27 protein-coding genes are annotated in these 20,528 nt (G+C 70.9%); 17 read left to right on the forward strand and 10 right to left on the reverse strand.

Annotated features, from left to right (window positions below; genetic code table 11):
* The first annotated feature begins 16 nt into the window (after window positions 1-16).
* From NGB36_RS33960 to NGB36_RS29725, 4 genes are all read left to right on the forward strand, one after another.
* Complete coding sequence (locus NGB36_RS33960; RefSeq protein WP_355342331.1) at window positions 17-97, forward strand: putative leader peptide; 81 nt, start codon at window positions 17-19, stop codon at window positions 95-97.
* A 159-nt stretch (window positions 98-256) separates the two neighbouring features.
* Window positions 257-1,096, forward strand: coding sequence for a sulfurtransferase (locus NGB36_RS29715; RefSeq protein ID WP_255923676.1), 840 nt, complete (start codon window positions 257-259; stop codon window positions 1,094-1,096).
* A 32-nt stretch (window positions 1,097-1,128) separates the two neighbouring features.
* Complete coding sequence (locus tag NGB36_RS29720) at window positions 1,129-1,419, forward strand: DUF1416 domain-containing protein (RefSeq protein WP_255923677.1); 291 nt, start codon at window positions 1,129-1,131, stop codon at window positions 1,417-1,419.
* A gap of 119 nt (window positions 1,420-1,538) precedes the next feature.
* Window positions 1,539-1,841: a DUF3099 domain-containing protein gene (locus NGB36_RS29725; RefSeq protein WP_255923678.1), complete on the forward strand. Its 303-nt coding sequence runs from the start codon at window positions 1,539-1,541 to the stop codon at window positions 1,839-1,841.
* 33 nt (window positions 1,842-1,874) lie between these two features.
* On the opposite strand, the gene NGB36_RS29730 is transcribed toward NGB36_RS29725, so the two are convergent.
* Window positions 1,875-2,237: a DsrE family protein gene (locus tag NGB36_RS29730; RefSeq protein WP_255923680.1), complete on the reverse strand. Its 363-nt coding sequence runs from the start codon at window positions 2,235-2,237 to the stop codon at window positions 1,875-1,877.
* 220 nt (window positions 2,238-2,457) lie between these two features.
* On the opposite strand from NGB36_RS29730, the gene NGB36_RS29735 reads away from it, so the two are divergent.
* Genes NGB36_RS29735 through ygfZ form a run of 3 tightly spaced genes read left to right on the forward strand, consistent with a single transcriptional unit; the run spans window position 2,458 to window position 4,484 of the window.
* On the forward strand, window positions 2,458-3,021 hold the full coding sequence (locus NGB36_RS29735; protein ID WP_255923681.1) for a heme-binding beta-barrel domain-containing protein: 564 nt from the start codon (window positions 2,458-2,460) through the stop codon (window positions 3,019-3,021).
* 30 nt (window positions 3,022-3,051) lie between these two features.
* Window positions 3,052-3,519 (forward strand): Fur family transcriptional regulator, encoded by a 468-nt coding sequence (locus NGB36_RS29740; protein WP_255923682.1) that lies wholly within the window; start codon window positions 3,052-3,054, stop codon window positions 3,517-3,519.
* Complete coding sequence (ygfZ, locus tag NGB36_RS29745) at window positions 3,516-4,484, forward strand: CAF17-like 4Fe-4S cluster assembly/insertion protein YgfZ (protein WP_255923683.1); 969 nt, start codon at window positions 3,516-3,518, stop codon at window positions 4,482-4,484. The genes NGB36_RS29740 and ygfZ overlap by 4 nt, the downstream gene beginning before the upstream one ends.
* 46 nt (window positions 4,485-4,530) lie before the next feature.
* Here ygfZ and dtd read toward each other — a convergent pair whose 3' ends face one another.
* A complete protein-coding gene (dtd, locus tag NGB36_RS29750) occupies window positions 4,531-4,956 on the reverse strand; it encodes a D-aminoacyl-tRNA deacylase (RefSeq protein ID WP_255923684.1) in 426 nt (141 codons plus the stop codon).
* 245 nt (window positions 4,957-5,201) lie between these two features.
* On the opposite strand from dtd, the gene NGB36_RS29755 reads away from it, so the two are divergent.
* The 5 genes from NGB36_RS29755 (at window position 5,202) to dapA (ending at window position 10,134) form a co-directional block, all read left to right on the forward strand.
* Window positions 5,202-5,798 (forward strand): RsiG family protein, encoded by a 597-nt coding sequence (locus NGB36_RS29755; protein ID WP_255923685.1) that lies wholly within the window; start codon window positions 5,202-5,204, stop codon window positions 5,796-5,798.
* Window positions 5,799-5,869: 71 nt separating this feature from the next.
* Window positions 5,870-6,853, forward strand: a complete 984-nt coding sequence (locus NGB36_RS29760; RefSeq protein ID WP_255923686.1) for an asparaginase — start codon at window positions 5,870-5,872, stop codon at window positions 6,851-6,853.
* 73 nt (window positions 6,854-6,926) lie between these two features.
* Window positions 6,927-8,186: a GNAT family N-acetyltransferase gene (locus tag NGB36_RS29765; RefSeq protein WP_255923687.1), complete on the forward strand. Its 1,260-nt coding sequence runs from the start codon at window positions 6,927-6,929 to the stop codon at window positions 8,184-8,186.
* Between the two features lie 65 nt (window positions 8,187-8,251).
* Window positions 8,252-9,112, forward strand: coding sequence for an NAD(P)H-binding protein (locus tag NGB36_RS29770; RefSeq protein WP_255923688.1), 861 nt, complete (start codon window positions 8,252-8,254; stop codon window positions 9,110-9,112).
* 68 nt (window positions 9,113-9,180) lie between these two features.
* Window positions 9,181-10,134 carry a 4-hydroxy-tetrahydrodipicolinate synthase gene (dapA, locus tag NGB36_RS29775; RefSeq protein ID WP_255923689.1) on the forward strand — a complete coding sequence of 318 codons (954 nt, stop codon included), beginning with the start codon at window positions 9,181-9,183 and terminating at the stop codon, window positions 10,132-10,134.
* Here the strand turns inward: dapA and NGB36_RS29780 are convergent.
* Together NGB36_RS29780 and NGB36_RS29785 are read right to left on the reverse strand one after the other, a co-directional pair.
* Window positions 10,115-10,792 carry an alpha/beta fold hydrolase gene (locus NGB36_RS29780; RefSeq protein ID WP_255923690.1) on the reverse strand — a complete coding sequence of 226 codons (678 nt, stop codon included), beginning with the start codon at window positions 10,790-10,792 and terminating at the stop codon, window positions 10,115-10,117. The two genes, dapA and NGB36_RS29780, sit on opposite strands and share 20 nt — an antisense overlap.
* Window positions 10,793-10,917: 125 nt before the next feature.
* On the reverse strand, window positions 10,918-11,784 hold the full coding sequence (locus NGB36_RS29785; protein WP_255923691.1) for an SDR family oxidoreductase: 867 nt from the start codon (window positions 11,782-11,784) through the stop codon (window positions 10,918-10,920).
* Between the two features lie 108 nt (window positions 11,785-11,892).
* Here NGB36_RS29785 and NGB36_RS29790 point away from each other — a divergent pair, with 108 nt between their 5' ends.
* Window positions 11,893-12,162, forward strand: coding sequence for a DUF1876 domain-containing protein (locus tag NGB36_RS29790; protein WP_255923692.1), 270 nt, complete (start codon window positions 11,893-11,895; stop codon window positions 12,160-12,162).
* Window positions 12,163-12,391: 229 nt separating this feature from the next.
* Here NGB36_RS29790 and NGB36_RS29795 read toward each other — a convergent pair whose 3' ends face one another.
* Window positions 12,392-12,613: a DUF397 domain-containing protein gene (locus NGB36_RS29795; protein ID WP_255923693.1), complete on the reverse strand. Its 222-nt coding sequence runs from the start codon at window positions 12,611-12,613 to the stop codon at window positions 12,392-12,394.
* Window positions 12,610-13,443: a helix-turn-helix domain-containing protein gene (locus NGB36_RS29800; RefSeq protein WP_255923694.1), complete on the reverse strand. Its 834-nt coding sequence runs from the start codon at window positions 13,441-13,443 to the stop codon at window positions 12,610-12,612. Before NGB36_RS29800 ends, NGB36_RS29795 begins: the two co-directional genes overlap by 4 nt.
* Before the next feature lie 129 nt (window positions 13,444-13,572).
* On the opposite strand from NGB36_RS29800, the gene NGB36_RS29805 reads away from it, so the two are divergent.
* A complete protein-coding gene (locus NGB36_RS29805; protein WP_255923695.1) occupies window positions 13,573-13,791 on the forward strand; it encodes a hypothetical protein in 219 nt (72 codons plus the stop codon).
* A gap of 133 nt (window positions 13,792-13,924) precedes the next feature.
* On the opposite strand, the gene pstS is transcribed toward NGB36_RS29805, so the two are convergent.
* On the reverse strand, window positions 13,925-15,013 hold the full coding sequence (pstS, locus tag NGB36_RS29810) for a phosphate ABC transporter substrate-binding protein PstS (RefSeq protein WP_255923696.1): 1,089 nt from the start codon (window positions 15,011-15,013) through the stop codon (window positions 13,925-13,927).
* A gap of 224 nt (window positions 15,014-15,237) precedes the next feature.
* On the opposite strand from pstS, the gene NGB36_RS29815 reads away from it, so the two are divergent.
* The 3 genes from NGB36_RS29815 to NGB36_RS29825 all read left to right on the forward strand — a co-directional run bounded on the left by NGB36_RS29815 (window position 15,238) and on the right by NGB36_RS29825 (window position 16,701).
* On the forward strand, window positions 15,238-15,621 hold the full coding sequence (locus NGB36_RS29815; protein WP_255923697.1) for a helix-turn-helix domain-containing protein: 384 nt from the start codon (window positions 15,238-15,240) through the stop codon (window positions 15,619-15,621).
* 79 nt (window positions 15,622-15,700) lie between these two features.
* Window positions 15,701-16,237 carry a hypothetical protein gene (locus tag NGB36_RS29820; RefSeq protein WP_255923698.1) on the forward strand — a complete coding sequence of 179 codons (537 nt, stop codon included), beginning with the start codon at window positions 15,701-15,703 and terminating at the stop codon, window positions 16,235-16,237.
* Window positions 16,238-16,365: 128 nt separating this feature from the next.
* Complete coding sequence (locus tag NGB36_RS29825; protein ID WP_255923706.1) at window positions 16,366-16,701, forward strand: DUF2516 family protein; 336 nt, start codon at window positions 16,366-16,368, stop codon at window positions 16,699-16,701.
* 34 nt (window positions 16,702-16,735) lie between these two features.
* Here the strand turns inward: NGB36_RS29825 and NGB36_RS29830 are convergent, their stop codons facing one another.
* The 3 genes from NGB36_RS29830 to NGB36_RS29840 all read right to left on the reverse strand — a co-directional run bounded on the left by NGB36_RS29830 (window position 16,736) and on the right by NGB36_RS29840 (window position 20,344).
* Window positions 16,736-18,157 (reverse strand): PP2C family protein-serine/threonine phosphatase, encoded by a 1,422-nt coding sequence (locus NGB36_RS29830; RefSeq protein ID WP_255923699.1) that lies wholly within the window; start codon window positions 18,155-18,157, stop codon window positions 16,736-16,738.
* Between the two features lie 248 nt (window positions 18,158-18,405).
* Complete coding sequence (locus NGB36_RS29835; RefSeq protein WP_255923700.1) at window positions 18,406-19,452, reverse strand: C40 family peptidase; 1,047 nt, start codon at window positions 19,450-19,452, stop codon at window positions 18,406-18,408.
* Window positions 19,453-19,537: 85 nt separating this feature from the next.
* Window positions 19,538-20,344: a class I SAM-dependent methyltransferase gene (locus tag NGB36_RS29840; protein ID WP_255923701.1), complete on the reverse strand. Its 807-nt coding sequence runs from the start codon at window positions 20,342-20,344 to the stop codon at window positions 19,538-19,540.
* Between the last annotated feature and the right edge of the window lie 184 nt (window positions 20,345-20,528).

Raw genomic sequence — 20,528 nt, forward strand, 5'->3', positions numbered from 1 at the left:
CCCTACGATCGGGGCCATGAAGCGACAGGCGGATCTGACGAAGCGGCGGGCAGTAGACCTGTGCCGCGTTGCCGCCATGCTCTGTCGCATGCCCTGAGACTGGGCACAGCCGCCTGAAGGGCCCAGCATCCGTCGGCCTCCCCGCCTGCGTCCGCGCCCTTCACGCGCCCCCGCCCTGTCGTCCCTCATCCACGCCATCAGGGCACCCTCGTGCCCGCGTCCGCGCCCCGCCGCAACTGCCCCGGAGGAGAACAGCATGAGCCGCAGCGACGTCCTGGTCGATGCCGACTGGGTCCAGGACCACATCGACGACCCCAAGGTCGTGATCGTCGAGGTCGACGAGGACACCTCGGCCTACGAGAAGAACCACATCCGCAACGCGATCCGCATCGACTGGAAGAAGGACCTCCAGGACCCGGTGCGCCGCGACTTCGTCGACCAGGCCGGTTTCGAGAAGCTCCTGTCGGAGCGCGGCATCGCCAACGACGACACCGTCGTCCTCTACGGCGGCAACAACAACTGGTTCGCCTCCTACGCCTACTGGTACTTCAAGCTCTACGGTCACCAGGACGTCCGTCTCCTCGACGGCGGCCGCAAGAAGTGGGAGCTGGACTCCCGCGACCTGGTCGTCGACGTCCCGGCGCCGCGGCCGCAGACGCAGTACAAGGCCAAGGAGCAGGACCTGACGATCCGCGCCTTCCGCGACGACGCCGAAAAGGCGATCGGCAACCTCAACCTCGTCGACGTCCGCTCGCCCGACGAGTTCAGCGGCAAGCTGCTCGCCCCCGCCCACCTGCCGCAGGAGCAGTCCCAGCGCCCCGGCCACATCCCGAGCGCCCGCAACATCCCGTGGTCGAAGGCGGCCAACGACGACGGCACCTTCAAGTCGGACGACGAGCTGAAGGAGCTCTACGAAGCCGAGGGCGTGGACCTGTCCAAGGACACCATCGCCTACTGCCGCATCGGCGAGCGCTCCGCCCACACCTGGTTCGTGCTGCACGAGCTGCTCGGCCAGCCGAACGTCAAGAACTATGACGGCTCCTGGACCGAGTACGGCTCCCTGGTGGGTGTGCCGATCGAGCTCGGCGCCAACTGACCCCGACCCGAAACAGCAGAAAGAAGACATCCATGTGTGGAGCGAAGGCCGGCGGTCCTGACCTGGCAGGCGTCGACGTCGCGGCCGAGACGATCATCCAGGGATCGCTGACCCGCGACGGTGAGCCGGTCTCCGGCTACGTGCGCCTCCTCGACGGCGGCGGCGAGTTCACCGCCGAGGTACCGACCTCGGCGACCGGGCAGTTCCGCTTCTTCGCGGCGCCCGGCACCTGGACGCTGCGTGCGCTCGTCCCCGGCGGCTCCGTCGACCGGTCGGTCGTGGCGCAGAAGGGCAACCTCACCGAGGTCGCCATCGCCGTCTGACCCGGTGGCGAGGAGGGCCGTACCCCAGGGTTGGACGCCTGGCGGGGTGCGGCCCTTCGCACGCGCCGGTGGCCTGCTGATGATCCCCCGGCCACCGCTCCGCGACGTACCGTAGAGATATGTACGCGCGGCGTCGTCGCTGGTACTTCATCATGATGGGCGGCTGCATCACCCTGTTCGTCCTGGCGTGGGCAGTGGTGCGCCTGTGGTCCGTCCCGGCCGCCGTCGGGATGTGCGTGGTGGCGATGGTGATCCCGCCGTTCGCCGCCATCGTCGCCAACCGCAGGGGCCCGGACGACACGTGGTGGGACGAGCCGGACGACAGCTGGCTGCAGGACGAGCCGCCGGACGACACATGGCGGGAGAAGGAACGCGACGCCACCGAGCGCCTCAAGGGCGGCGGGGGCGATTCGCGCCAGTAGCCGGGCCGCGTCGGTAGCCGGCCCGTCAGCACATCAGTAGACGAGCGCCTGGACGCTGTCCGCCATCGCCTCCTGGACGAACACCTGTGCGCCCGCGATGCGGACACCCTTGATCACGTCCGCCTCCGTGATCTCCCGGCGCGCGGCGCACTGCGTGCACAGCGTGATCTGCCCGCCGGCCAGGATGCCGTCGATCAGCTCCGGCAGCGGCGCCGCGTGCGGCAGCTCGAACTCCGCCGCCCGCCCCGGCAGCGCGAACCACGACGACTCGCCGGTCAGCCACAGCGACACCTCGACGCCGCTCGCCGCCGCCACCGCCGCGACGGTGAACGCCTGCGAGCACCGCTCGGGCGCGTCCGCGCCCGCCGTCACCTTGATCACGAGCTTCTTCGCCACGCGACCACCTTAGATCGCGGCGGACCTCACGACAGCGCACCCCCGGCCGCCGACTAGACTCGGTATCGGTCCGTAGCCCCTCAGAACCATTCAGCCGCACTAGGAGCGCCGCCGTGCTTGAGGCCTTCTTCGAAACCCTTCTCGTCCTGGTCGCCCTCGGCGTCATCGCCTTCGCGGGCCTGACCGTGAAGAAGCTCTTCCAGGGCCAGCGCTGACCACCATGATCGAAATCCCCTCCGACCTCCACCCGGACGTCCTCCCGCTCGCCTTCCTCCTCGGCAACTGGGAAGGCGCGGGCGTCTCCGACTTCCCGGGCGCCGAAAAGTGCAACTTCGGGCAGGAGGTCATCTTCACGCACGACGGCCGCCCGTTCCTGGAGTACACCTCGCGGACCTGGGTACTCGACGGCGACGGCAAGAAGGTCCGGCCGCTGGAGAGTGAGAGCGGCTATTGGCGCATCGACGCCGAGCGCAAGGTCGAGGTGGTGATGTCGCGCGACAGCGGCGTCATCGAGATCTGGTACGGCGAGCTCGCCGACAAGAAACCGCAGATCGACCTGGTGACGGACGCGGTGGCCCGGCTCGGCTCCGCCGCCCCCTACAGCGGCGGCAAGCGGCTGTACGGATACGTCAAGGGCGACCTGATGTGGGTCGGGGAGAAGGCCACCCCCGACGTCGAGCTGCGCCCCTACATGTCGGCGCACCTGAAGAAGGTCGTCGACCCGCGCGAGTGGGCCAAGGACATCAAGGATCTTCCGGACGACGGGATCGCCTTCTTCAAGTAAGGCCTTGGGGAGGTCCTTACAATCGGGGATGTGGTGAGTACCGACTGGCAGAAGGAGCTGCGTGAGCGCGGCTACCGGCTGACGCCGCAGCGCCAGCTGGTGCTCGAAGCCGTCGGCACACTGGAACACGCCACCCCCGACGACATCCTCTGCCAGGTGCGGCGCACCGCCAGCGGCGTCAACATCTCGACCGTCTACCGGACGCTCGAGCTGCTCGAGGAGCTGGGGCTGGTCAGCCACGCGCATCTGGGTCACGGCGCGCCCACGTACCACCTCGCCGACCGCCACCACCACATGCATCTGGTGTGCCGGGACTGTGGCACCGTGCTCGAAGCGGACGTCTCGGTCGCGGCAGCGCTCACCGACAAGCTGCGCGGGTCCTTCGGCTTCGAGACCGACATGAAGCACTTCGCGATCTTCGGCCGGTGCGCGGACTGCTCACGGAAGGCCGCCGAAGGAACAGCTGCAGGAAGAGCTGCAGGAACAGGGGCACGATGACGAAGAGTCCGCTGCTGTCGCTGCCGGGTGCCGTCCCCGCCGAGGGGCCGGACGAGGGCGTCGCCGCACACTACGGGGACCTGTTCCGCGAACAACGTGCGCTCGCCGACGGGACCGGCTTCGTCGACCTCTCGCACCGGCCCGTTGTCGCCGTCTCCGGTGAGGACAGGCTGAGTTGGCTGCATCTGCTGCTCACCCAGCACGTCAGCGGGCTGCCGCCCGGCCGGGCGGCCGAGGCGCTGATCCTGTCCGCCCACGGCCATATCGAGCACGCGCTCTACCTCGTCGACGACGGCACGACGACGTGGATGCACGTCGAGCCCGGCACGCAGGACGACCTGCTGGCGTACCTGGAGAGCATGCGGTTCTTCTACCGTGTCGAGTTGCGGGACGCGACGGGCGACTACGCCGTCGTCCACCTGCCGGCCGGGTCGATCGCGACGGTGCCCGACGGCTGGGTAGTGCGCGAGACCCCGTACGGGCGTGACGTCTTCGTGCCCCGTGGCGAGCTGGAGTCGTTCGCCGAGCAAGCAGGGCCGCCCATCGGGACGCTCGCGCTCGAAGCGCTCCGGATCGAGGCGCACCGGCCGCGTCTCGGCCTGGAGACCGACCACCGCACCATCCCGCACGAGCTGGGCTGGCTGGACACCGCCGTCCACCTCGACAAGGGCTGCTACCGCGGGCAGGAGACCGTCGCCCGGGTGCACAACCTCGGCCGTCCGCCGCGCCGCCTGGTCTTTCTGCACCTGGATGGCAGCGAGGTGAAGCTGCCGGGGCACGGCACGCCGGTACGGCTCGCGGACGAGGGGCCCGAAGGGCGTCAGATCGGGTTCGTCACCTCGTCGGCGCGCCACTACGAGCTCGGGCCCATCGCGCTCGCGCTGGTGAAGCGGAACGTTCCCGCGGACGCCGTCCTGCTCGCCGGCTCGGTGCCGGCCAACCAGGAGATCGTCGTCGCGCCCTAGCCCCGTCGCCCCCCAGCCCCCCATGGCCTCGGGGCGGCGCGGCCGGTCACATCTCCACGACGACGGTGAACGGCCCGTCGTTGGTGAGCGAGACCTTCATCTGCGCCCCGAAACGGCCCGTCTCCACATGGGCGCCGAGCGCGCGCAGCTGCGCCACCACCTCGTCGACGAGCGGCTCGGCGACCGGGCCGGGTGCGGCGGCGTTCCATGTCGGACGGCGTCCCTTGCGGGCATCCCCGTAAAGGGTGAACTGGCTGATGACGAGGAGTGGTGCGCCGATGTCGGAGCACGACTGCTCATCGGGCAGGATGCGCAGCGACCACAGTTTGCGGGCGAGCGCCGCGGCCTTCTCGGGCGTGTCGTCGTGGGTGACGCCGACCAGGACGCACAGCCCAGGGCCGGTGATCTTTCCTACGGTCTCCCCGTCGACGGTCACGGACGCTTCGGTCACTCGCTGAGCCACTGCACGCATGACCCCATTGTGTCCTGCGCGTCCCGCGCGACCGACCCCACTCCTAGGGGTGAATTCCGGCGACGCGCGCCCCGGCGCGCACGCCCCGGTGGAGCGGCCGGGTAAAGAGCGCCGGGGCCGTTCGGGTGCAGAGTCGATGCGAGCTGTCAGTCCTCAGTGGCACGATCTAAGGCGAGCCCGCTGCCCCTGAACCAGACCGCATCAAACAGCATCAGACCGCATCAGACCGCATCGAGGAAGGCCGCATGTTGCAGGCCGACGCACGCAATCCCCGCCCGTCGCGGCCGCGCGCCCCGCGCACGCACCGGCCCGCCACCGCCGATGCGCCGCAGTGCGCGCCGGGCCCGCTCACTCTCGCCGAGTTGCGCGCCCTGCGCCGCGACGCTCAGCGGGAGGAGGCCGATCTGTCGTATCTGCGGCGGCTGCTGCAGGGGCGGATCGACATCCTGCAGGCCGAGCTCGCCCGCCGCAGCGCGCCCGAGGGCCCTGCGGCCGACGCGCCCGACCCCGAGGCCCAGGTGCTCGACCGGCTGCCGGAGATCCTCACCGACGGCCCGTCGCACGTCCGCTCGTCCGCCCGGCATGTCACCTTGGGCACACCGCACAGCGAGGAGTACCGGCAACGGGCGGAGGAGATGCTCGCCGACGTAGAGCTGTCCGACCTCGCGGCCCGCACGGACAGCGAGCTGCACGCCGGGATGGCCCGGCTCGTCCGCCATGAACAGCAGGTTTCCCGGCGCCGCCGCAAGCTGCAGGAGACCGTGGACGGCTGCAGCGCGGAAATCACCCGCAGGTACCGTGAAGGAGAAGCTCGAGTCGACGACCTGCTCTCCGGAGGCTGAAAGCCCACCCGGTAATCCCGGGTCACGCCGTCATCCGGGGGGCCGGCGCCACCCCTCCCGGAAGGCCGACGATGACGTCCTGCACCACCCCTGCGCCCGCAGCCGCCGCCCCCGCCGAGCAGCCCGTTCTCGCCGAGGTCATACGTTCGGGGTTCACCGAGGGCCGTCACCGCGGCTCGCTGGTGGTGCTGGGCGCCGGCGGCGAGGTGGAGTTCGCGCTGGGCGAGGTCGCCGCGCCGATCTTCCCGCGGTCGAGCAACAAGCCGATGCAGGCGGACGCGGTCCTGCGGGCCGGCGTCGACCTCGACGGCGAACTGCTCGCGCTCGCCGCCGCCAGCCACTCCGGCGAGCCCTTCCACCTCGACGGCGTACGCAAGATCCTCTCCGGCGCCGGCCTCACCGAGTCCGCCCTGCGCACCCCCGCGGACCTGCCGCTCGACCCGGAGGAGCGGGAGCGCTGGCTGAGCAGCGGCGCCTCACGCGAGCCGATCGCCATGAACTGCTCCGGCAAGCACGCCGCCATGCTCGCCGCCTGCGCGCGCAACGGCTGGCCGCTGGAGAGTTACCTCGCCGCCGACCACCCACTGCAGCAGCTCGTCCTCGACGTCGTCCGTGAGGCCGGCGGCGAGCCCGTCGAGCACATCGGCGTCGACGGGTGCGGCGCGCCCCTGATGGCCCTCAGCCTCACCGGCCTCGCCCGCGCCTTCCGCTCGTACGTCACCGCCGCGCCGGGCACCACCCAGCGCCGTGTCGCCGACGCGATGCGGGCGCACCCCGAGTACGTGGCCGGCACCCGGCGGATCGACACCTGGCTGATGCGCGAGGTGCCCGGGGTGCTGTCGAAGATGGGCGCGGAGGCCGTGCAGGCGGTGGCGCTGCCGGACGGCCGGGCGCTCGCCTTCAAGATCGACGACGGCGGCAAGCGCGCCATGGGCCCGGTACTCGGCCGCGCGCTGCGGATGCTGGGCATCGACGCCCCGGTCGTCGACCGCATCGGGCGGGAGCCGCTGCTGGGCGGCGGCCGCCCGGTCGGCGAGGTCCGCGTCGCCTTCTAGCTGCTTCCAACTGCTCGGCCGCGGCGCCAAAACCCGGATGCGATGCGGGCGGTGCCCGTCCTAGCCTGCGGGGATGAGCCGTGAGGTGCGTGACCTGGACGTCCGCTACATCGACGAGTCCGAGTTCGGCGAATGGATCACCGCCTGCCGCCGCGGGTTCCTGCGACCGCCGGAGGTCAGCGACGAGGAGCTCGCGTTCAGCCCGGCGGCCATGGCGCTCGACCCGGCACGCACCCAGGGCGCGTTCGACGGCGGCCGCTGCGTCGGCACCTTCCGCTCGTTCCCGCGCGAACTCACCGTGCCGGGAGGCGGTCTCGTTCCCGCCTCGGCGGTCTCCGGCGTCACGGTGACCGCGACGCACCGCCGCCGCGGCCTGCTCAGCCGGATGATGGCGGCCGACCTGAGGGCGTCTAAGGAGCGCGAGGAGGCGGTCGCGATCCTGATCGCGGCCGAGTACCCGATCTACGGCCGGTTCGGTTTCGGTCCGGCCACCTGGGTCACCGACTGGACGGTGGACATACCGCGCGCCGCACTCGGCCGCTACGAACCGCCGTCCGGCGGCCGCATCGACCTCGCCGACGCGGCCGAGGTTCGCAAGGTGGGGCCCGAACTCCACGGACGCGTACGCAGGTTGACGCCGGGTGCGATCAACCGGACGGAGAACTGGTGGCGCATCAACACCGGCGAGATCCGCTTCCCGTCCCGCCCCTGGACCGAACCGTTCCACGCCGTCTACCGGGATGCCGCCACCGGCCGCATCGACGGCATGCTCAGCTACACCATCGACGACGTGTGGGACGGCAAGCTTCCGCAGGACACGCTCACTGTGCGGCAGATGATCACGGCCACCCCGCGGGCGGAGCGCGAGCTGTGGCAGTACGCGCTCTGCGTCGACTGGGTGGTCAAGCTGGCCTCGGGCCACCGCGCGCCCGACGACATCCTGCCGCTGCTGCTCGGCGACCCCCGAGCGGCGCGGGTCACCTCGCACGCCGACCACATGTGGCTGCGGATCCTCGATGTCACAAGGGCGTTGGAGGCGCGCACGTACGCAATCGCCGGATCGCTCGTGCTCGAACTGCATGACGCGGCGGGCCTCGCGAGCGGCCGTTACCGCCTGGACGCCTCGCCGGAGGGGGCCGAGGTCCGGGGCACCACGGCGCCGTCCGATCTCGCCATGGACATCGGGGAGTTGGGGGCGCTCTACCTCGGCGACGAGTCCGCGGTGCGGCTCGCCGCGCTCGGCCGGATCGAGGAGCACAGGCCGGGAGCCGCTGCCGATGCGGACCTCCTGCTGCGAACCTCGCGCCGCCCGTGGTGCCCGGACACGTTCTGATGTCTGATGGTGCTGCACGTGCAATGCATCACGTGCAATGCATCTCGAGCGGGAGGCAGAACATCGTGATCGTAGTGACCGGAGCGACGGGCAACGTCGGTCGTGCGCTGGTGGACCAACTCCTCGCGGAAGCAGCCCCCGTACGCGCCCTGAGCCGCCATCCGGAACGGGCCGGGCTGCCCGCGCAGGCGGAGACCGTTCGGGCCCGGTTCGGCGAGGGGGAGCCGCTGGAACCGCTCCTCGACGGCGCGGACGCGCTCTTCCTCAATCCGGCGGCGGCCAGTGGTGACGCGGCGGCCGGGCTCATCGACGCCGCCGCCAAGTCGGGTGTGCGCCGGATCGTCCTGCTCTCGTCGGCGTCCATCACCGACACCCCGGACGACGAGCAGCACTTCATTTCGCGCATGCACCTCGGGATCGAGCGGGCGATCCGCGACTCGGGCCTGGAGTGGACGTTCGTCCGTGGCGGGATGTTCGCGACCAACACCCTGCAGTGGGCCGAGCAGATCCGGCACGGCGACGTCGTCCGCGGCCCGTATGCCGACGCCGTCGCCGCACCCGTCCACGAGAAGGACCTCGCCGCGGTCGCGGCGGCTGCGCTCCTCGACCGCGTCGGCGCCCACGACGGCGCCGTCTATGTCGTCACCGGGCCGGAGGGTCTGACCACCGCCGAACAGGTGGCGGCGGTCGGCCGCGCGGTCGGCCGCGACCTGCGCTACGAGGAACTCCCGCGCGACGCCGCGCTCCAGGCGATGTCGGAGCGTCAGGGCATTCCGCGCGAGGTGGCCGAGAGCCTCCTGGACTACTTCGCCGCGACGGTCGGCCGCCCGGCCCACATCAGCCATGACGTGGAACGGGTCGTCGGGCGCACCGCGCTGACGTACACCCAGTGGGCCGCGGACCACGCGGCCGACTTCACGGCGTAGCGATGCTTCATGACGCCGTGTAGATGTCGTAAGTAGACCTGAAGTGTCGGGTGGGCCATGCTCGCCATATGAACCCCATGCAGCCGGCCGCACCGTATGCACAGCAGCTCGACGGCATTCACGTACCGCTGGTGACGCCGTTCGCGGTGGACGGTTCGGTCGCCTGCGACGCGCTGGAATCGCTCGCCCACCAGGTGCTCGACGACGGCGCGACCGGCCTCGTGGCCCTCGGCACGACCGCCGAAGCCGCCACGCTCGACGAGGACGAACGGCGTGCCGTGACCGACGTGGTCGCCCGGGTGTGCCGGGAACGCTCCGCCCCGCTGATCATCGGGGCCGGGTCGAACGACACCCGGGCCACCGCGGCCGCGCTGCGCGGGCTCAAGGCCTGGCCGGAGGCGACGGCCGCGCTCGTGCCCGTCCCGTACTTCACACGGCCCTCCGAGGCGGGCGTCGTCGCCCACTTCACGGCGCTCGCGCAGGCGAGCCCACTGCCGCTCGTCGTCTACAACATCCCCTCCCGCACCGGCCGGACAGTCGGCGTGGACACCCTGCGGCGGCTCGCGGAGCTGCCCGGCGTGGCAGGGGTCAAGCACGCGGTCGGCGCGGTGGACGCCGACACGGTGGCACTCCTCGCCGATCCGCCGGCCGACTTCGCCGTCCTGTGCGGCGAGGACGACTTCGCCTCCGCGATGTTCGCGCTCGGCGCAGCCGGCGGCATCCTCGCCGCCGCGCACATCGCGACCGGTCGTTGGGCCGAGTTGGCGGCGGCCTGGCGGACGGGCGAGACGGCCCGGGCGCGCCGACTCGGTGGAGAGCTGACGGTGCTGGCGCAGGCGCTGTTCGCCGAGCCCAACCCCGGCGTGATCAAGGGCGTTCTCCATGCGCAGGGCCGCATCCCGACCCCGTCGGTGCGCCTGCCGCTGCTGCCCGCGAGCAGCGCGGCCGTCGAGGCCGCGCACGGCGCGGCGCACGACGGGCTCGGCCAGGCGCCGGTGTCGGCTAGTGCAGGAAGCCGCTGAGCGTCGCGGCGAAGTCCGTCGGCCGCGCGGCATGGACGCAATGGCCGGCGGGGATGGTGACGAGCCGGCTGTCCGGGATGCGCTTCGCCATCGCGGCTATGCCGTCCTGCGGTATGTGACTGGTCATGCCGCCGGCGACCAGCAGCGTCGGCGCGGTGATCTCCTCCAGCCTCGACTCCCACTCGCCATCGGGGGAGTTGAGCTGTTCGTGGAGGGCGGGCACGACTGCCCAGTCGAAGTCCGGTCCCTTGTCGGGCCGTTCGGGCACGGTTCTGTCGTGCGGGTATGGGGGTGGCGCCTCTTCGAGGACGAGCCTGTCCACACGGTGCGGCTGCTCCTGCGCCAGCAGATACGCCACCACACCGCCCATGGAGTGCCCGACGAGCGACACCTGCTCCAGGCCGAGCGCGTCGAGCAGCCCGAGCACATCGTCCCGCATCAGCTCGAACGAATAGCGTTCGGGGCGCTCGCTGCGCCCGTGCCCGCGCAGATCGGGCACGTAGACCCGGCGGCGAGGGCCGAACTCCTCCGTCACGGCCTCCCAGTCGGAGCCGTCCTCCCCGAGCGCGTGCAACAGCACGAGCGGGGCGCCGCCGGGAGCGCCCGACACCCGGCAGGCCAACCGGACTTCACCGGTGTCGATCATGCGCAGATCCATTCCGCGAAGCTACCAATGCCCCAGCGGCCACTGCCATAGAGTTACGGGAAGTCGCTCAGCGGAAGCCGTTCACCGGAAGCCGTACACAGGAGCCGGCCCCCCGGAAGCCGCTCACCGGAAGCCGCTCACCGGAAGTCGTCGGCGTGGTCGGCCGCCCATTCGCGGAAGCTGCGGGCCGGGACGCCGGTGATCTCTTCCACCGCGTGAGACACCGGTTCGGGCTCCGACAGGAACGCGGCATGGGCGGCGAGCAGTCCGCGCGCGGCGCCGGCGGGCCAGCCCTGCTCGGTCATGTGCCGCAACGCCGTCTCCGGTGGGATCTCCTCGTACGTCACCGGGCGGCCGATGGCCTCGCCGATGGTGTGCGCCTGCTCGGCCTGGGTGATCGACGCCGGCCCGGTGATCGGGGGCTTCGTCCCGTGGTGCGCATCGCCGACCAGGGCGCGCACGGCGACCGCGGCGATGTCGGCCTCGTGAATGAGCGGCCGGGCCACCGCTGCGTAGGGGCCGCGCACCACACCGTCGGCGCGGATCTGTGCCGCCCAGCCGAGCGTGTTCCCCGCGAAGCCGCTGGGCCGCAGGAACGTCCACTGCAGCCCGGACGACTCGATCAGGCGCTCGATGTCGGCGTGGAACTGATGGATCGGATCGGCCTGGCGCGCGGTGCCGTCGCGAACGCCCAGCGAGGAGAGGTAGACGATCGAGCGGGCGTGCTCGCCGATGGCGTCGATGACCGGGGGCGCGGCCTCGGCGGTGAGAAACGGCCAGACCAGGAACACCGCGTCGACGCGGTCCAGGCAGCCGACGAGCGTGTCCGGATCGGCCAGGTCGCCACGCACGAGCTCGGTGCCGGAGGGGAGCCGGGCGCGCTCCGGCTCGCGGACCATCGCGCGGACGTGGGCATCGATGTCCGCGGCGAGCAGCTGGTCGACGACCTGCCGTCCGACCTTGCCGGTCGCACCGGTCACCAGAATCGAGATCTTCGACGTCATGCCCCGAGGCTAGAACGCTGCGGGCCCGTGCGAGTGGTGATAGGGGGCTTTTCGGGAGCACGATGGAGGTGAGCGCGGTGAGTGCGGTGAGTGCTGGAGGTGGTCACCGTGAAGACACTCGTCGGATGGCACGTCGAGATCGAATTCCAGGAGATCGGAAACCGGACCCAGGCGGCGGCGCTGCTGCGGCTCGCCGACGGCACGGAACTACGGGCGCACGGCCACGCCGTCCGCCACCCGAAGGACGCCGAGCAGCTGCGCGTGGGTGAGGAGCTGGCGGCGGCCAGGACGCTGAACGACCTGGCCCGTCAGCTGCTGGAGAAGTCCGCGAGGGACATCGAGTCGGCCACGCATGTGCCGGCGCACCCGCATATGTGAGCACACGGGTGCGCGCGACGCGGGTGCGCGTGCGGGTGGTCGGGCGCGTGGGCGTGCGCGGCTCCGCGCCGCGGGGCGGCATTCGGCTCGGCCGGGCGTGGGCATCGTGTCGCGCCCCGCCGGGCGCAAAGATCAGCGGGCTACGACGGAGGCGCGGAGGTGGCCGGGTGCCGTACGTCGGCGCTCGGCCGATGGGGTGCGGGCGGACGCCTCCGGCGCCGCACCTAGCTCATCCCGGCAGACCGATCCCGTTGTCGCCTTGCACTGCGCGGACGAACGTTGACCATGCGGTGGCCGGGATGACGAGGACGGGGCCGTGGGCGTTCTTGCTGTCGCGGACGGGGACCACGCCGGGGAAGCCGTCGGCGATCTCTATGCATGCGCCGCCGTTCTCGCCGCTGTAGCTGCTCTTGCGCCAGCGGGCGTCCGTCAGGCTCTCTGCGGTGATCATGGACTCAAATCCTTTATGGCGGAGGCGATCAGGTCGGCCGACGCCTCAGGGGACAGGGCGAGGGCCCTGAGCAGATCATAGGCATGGTGCGTCGCGGCGACGACCTCCGGCTCGGCCCGCAGTTGGCCTTCGTAGAAGCTGTCCATATGGACGACATCCGGTCCTTCATCGAAAGAGAATGTCCAGAACGCTCCGGTGAGAACAGGGTGGTTGCGCACGTCGAACGGGACGACCTGCACGACGATTCGCGGGATCTGCGCAGCTTCGAGGAGTCGGGCCAATTGGGCGCGCATGACGGCTGCGCCGCCGATCCGCCGCCGGATGGCCGTCTCGTCCAGGATCACCCACAGACGAGGCGGGTCGTCGCGGCTCAGGACGCGCTGGCGGTGCATTCGCGCCACGACGAGCTCTTCCAGCTTGACGCTGTCCGGGCGGCCACCTGCAAGGATGGCGCGCGCGTACTCCTCGGTCTGGAGAAGACCCGGTACGAACTGCATCTCGAACGACCGGATGGCGACGGCCTGTTGCTCCAGATCGACAAAGGGCCGGAACCACGCCGGATACGCGTTCCGGATCATCACCGGCCACAACCGCCCGAAGAAGCCGTCCGTCCCCAGTGCGCAGTCGCACAGTTCGGCCATGTCCTCCTTCGGGACGCGCTTGGCCGATTCGATCTTGCTCAGCAGCGAGGGCGCGCAGTGCACCAGTCGCGCGAGTTCTGTCTGCGACAACCCCGCGGCCTCGCGCCGCAACCGGAGCTCCGAGCCGAAGAAGGCCAGCGTCGATGACGTGGGGTCAGGTGCTGGCTCTACATGGTGTTCCGTGGTCAAGCGAGCCTCCTGTCGTGACATCCCCGCTGTCACAGCGCTCCCCCTGTCGGAGGTGGCCGTCATCCCGCAATCATCACGATACACACGGTGATTGGCACTGGTGGAAGGGCGAAAGAAGTGAGCGGCGAGATGCAACGTCATCGGGTCGGTGAGGTGGCACGGGACGTCAGGACGGATCGCATCGGCGTGGTGATGGCCGTCGTCGGCGGTCGCACGTATCTGCGGCCGCTCGGTGGCGGACGTGAATGGGAAACCGCGGCTGACGACGTCGTGCCGGTCCCGCCGCATGAAGAGCTCAGCGCTCGGCTCGCTGTCGCCAACGCCCGTAGCAGGAGCGAGCGCCGATGAACCCGCACCCTGCCATCTGCGTCATCCGCCGCGCTGCGGCTCACCGACGACGACCTGGCGCCCCTCGACTCCGTCCGCCGGGACGGGGAGTGAGCGCGACGTCAGGAAAGACGAACGTGACGTCAGGAAGACGTCAGGAGAGGTGGTCGACGGCGCTGCGGACCTTGTCCAGGATGGCGGCGGACAGCGGCGCGTAGCCCTCGAAGCTCAGGTTCGCCTGGCCCTGCCGACCGGCGACGTAGGTGAGGAACGCCCTGGTGGTGTCCCAAGTGTTGGGCTTGTTGCCCTTGTCGCAGACGATCTCGTAGGTGACCAGGTCGATCGGATAGGCCTCGGGCGCCTTGGTGGAGTAGTCGAGTTTCAGCGTGAGGTCGTCGCCGGTGCCGACGATCTTCGCGTTGGACAGGGCCTTCGACGCACTCATCACGTTGGGGTAGACGGGCATTTGTGCGCCGGTGGCGATGGAGGCCAGCAAGAGGTTGGCGCTGATCGCGTACGACAACTCCATGTAGCCGATCGCGCCAGGGGTTTGCCTCACCTGGGAGGTGACTCCCGCGGATCCGACGGCCGACTGTCCGCCCGTGGCCGTCCACTGCTTGCCGTGGGAGTACGGCCAGGCGCTCGGTGCGACAGCGCTCAGGTAGGAGGTGAAGTTGTCCGTCGTGCCCGAGGCGTCGGCCCGGTGGAACGGCTGGATGGTGGTGGACGGCAGCTTGGCGCCCGGGTTCAGCTTCGCGATCTGCGGATCGTTCCATTTGGTGATCCGCGATGAGAAGATCTTGGCGAGCGTCGGGGCGTCCAGCGTCAGGTTGGGGACGCCGGGGAGGTTGTAGCCGATGGCGATCGGACCGCCGACCATCGGCAGGTCGATGGCGTGACCGCCGTGGGAGCAGGCGCCGGTTGACTGGGCGATCTGCTGGGAGGTCAACGGGGAGTCGGAGCCGGCGAAGGCCGTGCTGCCCTGCAGGAACTCCGTCTGTCCCGCGCCGGAGCCGGTGCCCTTGTAGTTGATTTTGCTGCCCGGGCACGCCTGCATGTAGTCCTTGACCCACACCTGCATCGCGTTCTGCTGCGCCGTCGAGCCCGAGGCCAGCAGGGTCTCCGGCTTGCCGCAGGCGATGCCGCTTGCCGACGGGCCGGAGGGCGAGGGCGGCGGCGAGGACTTCCCGTTCGAGCCGCATGCCGTCAGGAGCAGAGCGCCGCACAGGGTCGCCGCACCCATGGCTGATGGACGCGGACTGTTCTACGGGTCTTCCGGGCTTGCACGTTCGACACGCTCCTTCGGCTCCTTCGACCGGAACGGCCGCAGCCGCCCGGCATCAACCCTCTTTACTGTATGGAATCGGGCGATTGCGGACGCGCTTCACGGCTGCGTCATCCGGCTGAAACGTAACGGTTGCAAGCGCTGCGCTTGCAATAGTTAGCACGGCGTGGCACCGTCGAGGCATGGCTTCACTGAACGTCGGCAACCTCGGCGAGTATCTGCGTGAGCAGCGGCGGAACGCGCAACTGTCGCTGCGCCAGCTCGCCGAGGCGGCCGGGGTGTCGAACCCGTACCTCAGCCAGATCGAGCGCGGGCTGCGCAAGCCCAGCGCCGAGATCCTGCAGCAGATCGCCAAGGCGCTGAGGATCTCCGCCGAGACCCTCTACGTCCAGGCGGGAATCCTCGACGAGCGCGACCGGGACAGCGCCCCCGTGCACACCGCGATCCTGACGGACCCGACGATCAACGAGAAGCAAAAGCAGGTGCTCCTGCAGATCTACGAGTCGTTCCGCAGGGAGAACGGCGTCGCGGCGCACGATGGCAGCGCGGCCGCCGACGCCCCCTGACGAGCAGCCCGCACACCTGGCACAGCACTCATACGGCACAGCACTCATACGGCACGACCCATCGGGAGGAAAGACCCTCATGCCCATCACTGACAACGTCCGCAAGGTCCTCGCCGACGCCACCCCCCTCTACGCGGTGGCCGGCACCGTCGACCTCGCGGCCGAGAAGCTCCGCGAAGTGCAGCCGCTGATCGAGAGGGTCCGTGAGCAGGCCCCGGAGCGGTTCGAGAAGATCCGTGCCACCGACCCGAAGGAGGTGCAGGAGAACGTCACCAAGCAGGCGAAGGACGTCCAGGCCAGGCTGACCGAGGCGTTCGGCGGTGTCGAGGTCGACCTGAAGAAGCTGCGTGACAGCGCCCAGGAGTTCGCGCTCCAGCAGGTCGGGCGTGCCGCGGAGTACGCGGTCAAGGCGGGCGAGACCTACAACGGGCTCGTCGACCGTGGCCGTGGCGCGGTCAAGACCTGGCGCGGCGAGGCGTCCGACGAGGCTTCCGAGATCGCAATCGCGATCAAGCCGGCGGAGGACAAGCCCGCGGAGGCGAAGCTTGCCGCCAAGAAGACGGCGGCGAAGAAGACCACGGCGAAGAAGACCACTCCCGCCAAGCCCGCCGAGTGAGACGGGACTGACGGGACCGTCGAGACGGAACGGATGTGACAGGAGCCGGGCACGGATCGCGTGCCCGGCTCGTTCTCCGGGTACGGTGGCCATCAAGGGATCGCCGGAGTGACAAGGCGGTGGATGGCGTGTTGGTACAGGGCTTCTACAGCGTGCTGAGCTTCATCTCCTGGGCGCTGTTCGCGTTCGCGCTGTTCGCGATCGTCGATGCGGCGTTCCGGCGGGAGGATGCTTTCCGTGCGGCGGACAAGCACACCAAGCCGTTCTGGCTGATCGTGCTCGTCGTCTCGGCCGCCGTGATCTGGCTGCTGCCGCTGCTGTCGATACTGCCGATCATCGGCGTGATCGCCACCGCCGTGTACGTGGTGGATGTGCGGCCCGCCCTCAAGCATGTGACCGGCGGGCGCGGCGGCCGCTACCGGGGATCCAGCAGCGACGGGCCGTACGGGCCGTTCCGCGGTTGACCGGCTGGGCCGGCCGCGGCGCCCTCGGGCACTCTCAGCCGTGGTCGAGGAGGACGACGGCCACGTCGTCAGCGAGTTCGCCGCCGTTGAGGGCTCTCGCCTCGGTTACCGCGGCGTCCAGCAGCTCCTCGCCGCTGAGCCCGTCCCTCAGGCCGCGGTCGACCAGGCCGATCATGCCCTCTTGGCCGAGCCGCGCCGTGCCCTTGCCGATCCGGCCCTCGATCAGCCCGTCGGTGTAGAGCAGCAGGCTCCAGGCGTCGCCGAGCTCGACGTCGACCCTGTTCCACATCGCTTGAGGCAACAGTCCGAGCGCAGGCCCGCCCTGCTCGTACGGCAACAGTTCGGCCGGGCAGCCGCGGCGGGCGAGCAGCGGGGAGGGGTGGCCGGCGAGCGACACGCCCGCTCGCCGTCCGTCGGGGGCGATGTCCACGGTGCACAGCGTCGCGAAGATCTCGTCGTCCGGCCGCTCGCATTCCAGCACTTGCTGCAGCGTCTGCAGGATCGTGTCGCCGCTGAGCCCCGCGAACGTCAGCGCCCGCCAGGCGATCCGCAGCTCCACGCCGAGCGCAGCCTCGTCCGGACCGTGGCCGCAGACGTCGCCGATCATCGCGTGCACCGTCCCGTCCGGGGTGCGTACGACGTCGTAGAAGTCGCCGCCCAGGAGGGCGCGGCTGCGGCCGGGGCGGTAGCGTGCGGCGAACCGCAGCCGCTCGGCGCCGTCGAGCAACGGCGTCGGCAACAGCCCGCGCTCCAGCCGGGCGTTTTCCTCGGCGCGCAGCCGGGACTCGGTGAGCTGTCGCTGGGCGAGGTCGGCGCGCTTGCGTTCGACGGCATAGCGCATGGCGCGGTTGAGCAGCGACGCTTCGATCTCGTCGCGGAAGAGGTAGTCCTGCGCACCGACGCGCACCGCCTCGGCGGCAAGCCCCGCGTCGGTCTTGCCCGAGGCGAGCGCGAGCACGGCGGTGGTGGGCGCCATCCGCAGGACCTGACGCAGCACGTCGAGCCCCTCGGCATGCGGCGCGCCGAGTTCGAGGTCGAGCAGGATGCAGCTCACGTCGTCGGTGAGGAGCCGCTCGGCCTCGGTGAGATTGCGGGCGTGACGGATGCGGGCCCGGTTGCCGGCGGCGTCGAGCAGATCGGGGACGGCGAAGGCGCTGGCCGGGTCCTCGCCTATGACCAGCAGGGTGAACGGCGGCGCAGCGGCGGCCGCAGCGGCCGGATCCGGCTCCGGCGGCCCTGCCACGTCCGGCTTCCCCACCGGCTGCGGCTCCGGCACAGGCGCGGGTTCCGCGATCCGCTGCCGCGGCAGCGCAGCGGCTTGCGACCCTGCGCCCGGCTGCGCGGGCAGCACTGAGGACGGCCCAACGGGCCGCTGCTCTTCCCCGGGCTGCTGGTCGGACAGCCCAGTCGGGCGCGGATCTTGTGCCCGGTCGGTTCGCCGGCCGGTCGCGGACATGACGTCATTCCTTCCCTCCCCCGAGGGTCTGGCGGCCGCGGTTGGCCGGGCCGCCGGGCGTCCGGGGCCGGATCACCGCCATATGCGGAAGATCCGGTACCGGGTACCGCCAGGCGACGATAGCGGCAGGAGGACGCCAGGGGGAGTGCGGACAGCCAAACCGTCAGCGGCATATTCGCTCGTGGGGAGGGGAATTTAGCCCGCCGGGGGATGATCCGGGCATGACCAATGTCACGCAGTGCCGGACGTCATCCGGGCCGGACGGCTCCGAGGATCGGCATCGAGCCCGCCCCGGCGATGTCGATCATGTGCCCCGGGCGAGGTGCCTGGATGACCGCGCCGCCGCCGATGTAGAGGGCGACATGGCTCGCATCCGAGTAGTAGACGATCAGATCGCCGGGCCGCAGCTCGTCGAGCGGCACATGCGGCAGCTGCGCCCACTGCTCCTGCGAGGTGCGCGGGATCATCACCCCGGCCGCCGCCCACGCCATCTCCGTCAGCCCCGAGCAGTCGTACGCGGACGGCCCCTGAGCGCCCCAGGCGTACGGCTTGCCGATCTGCGCGGTGGCGAAGCGCACCGCCCGCGCCCCCGGCGCATCGGCTGTGCCCGACGTCGCGCCGAGCCGCGAACCGGTACTGCTGCTCAGCCACGACATCTGCGACCGATAGGCGGCTTCGTCGTCCATCTGCTGCAACTGCGCGCGCTGCTGCGACTCCAGGGAGCCGAGCAGCGCCTTCGCCCGCGCCAGCCGCGCCTCGATCGTCGTCTTGGCGGCGGCCTGCTTGCCCTGCTCAGCGACGAGGTTCCCCCACCCGGCGGTCGCCGCGTTCGCGTACTCCTCCAGCTCGTTCTCGGTGGTACGCAGCTGCGCGAGCGCGGTGACGACCGCCTGCTGGCTGTTTGTGATCACTCCGGCGTCGTCGAGGAACGACTGCGGGTCGGGGGAGAGCAGCAACTGCGCGGCGAGCGGAAGCGCGGCGCTCCCGCTCTGGTACTGGGCGCGCGTGAGCGCGCCTGCCCGCTCGGTGAGCGCGTCCAGCTGGGCCTGCGTGGCCACGACGGCGCGGGCGAGGGTCACCAGATCCTTCTGCTGCTGGTCGACCTGCTGGGTCGCCGCGTCGTACGCGCCCGTGGCCGCCTCCGCCTGGCGGTAGAGGCCGTCCACCTCGGCCCGCACCTGCTCCAGCGTCCGCGGACCGGCGGCCTGCGCCTCGCCCGGCGTGGCCAGCGGTCCCGCCGCACACACCAGCACCGTCAAGGCCGCCGCCGCGCCCCGTATCCGCCCCGTCCTCATACGGCCACCCCCGTAATCTGACGCACCGTCACTTAAGCGCGCATGGTGCCACGCGGCGCCGCAACAGGACAGAGCGAAAGGGAAATCAGGCGTGCACCGGGGCGAGGGCGTCCCACGCGACAGTGACCTCGCCCTGACGCCAGCGGGCCGGCCCGTCGGCGACGGGCCACCCGCCTGCGCGCAGCGCACCGACCGCCCGGATCCAACGCTGCCGCGCACCCAACGACGCGAACGGCGCGGCCGCCGCCCAGGCGCGGTCGAACTCCGTGAGGAAGGCGTGCACCGCCTCACCCGGCACGTTCCGGTGGATCAGCGCCTTGGGGAGCCGCTCGGCCAGGTCGGACGGCCGGTCGAGCGACCCGAGCCGGGCCGCGAAGGTGACCGTGCGCGGGCCCTCCGGCCCTATCGCCACCCACACGTGCCGCCGCCCTATCTCGTCGCACGTTCCCTCGACGAGCAGCCCGCCCGGCGCGAGGCGGGCCCGCAGACGGTCCCATACGGTGGCGACCTCGGCCTCCGCGTACTGCCGCAGCACGTTGGCGGCGCGTATCAGCACGGGACGCCGACCGCCCGGCACCGGGACCTCGAAACCGCCGTGCACGAAGGCGAGCCCGTCGCGAACGTACGGGACAGCGGCCGCGACCCGCGCGGGGTCTATCTCGACACCCACGACCTCGGTATCGGGGCGGATGGCGCGCAGGCGCGCCAGCAGTTCCACGGCGGTCCACGGGGCGGCGCCGTAACCGAGATCGACGGCTACGGGCGCGGCGGCGCGCCGCAGGGCCGCGGCGTGGGTCGCCGTGATCCAGCGGTCCATGCGGCGCAGGCGGTTCGGATTCGTCGTGCCGCGGGTTGCGGCCCCGACGGGCCGCAACCCGGAGCATTTCGGCATGCGGCCTATTGTCCACGGTGGGTGACGCTGCGCTGGGCGCGGTTCGCGTGCTCCCGCGGTTGCGGCTTGCGTAGGTGTTTTTCCCGCCGCCCGCCCGTTGCCGTGACGCTGCGCTGGCGCTGGGCCTTCGGGGGTCGGTTTGCCCGTTCCCCGCGGTTGCGGCTGGGGTGGGGTGTTTTTCCCG

This window comes from Streptomyces humicola, assembly GCF_024436035.1.
Classification (GTDB): Bacteria; Actinomycetota; Actinomycetes; order Streptomycetales; family Streptomycetaceae; genus Streptantibioticus_B; species Streptantibioticus_B humicola.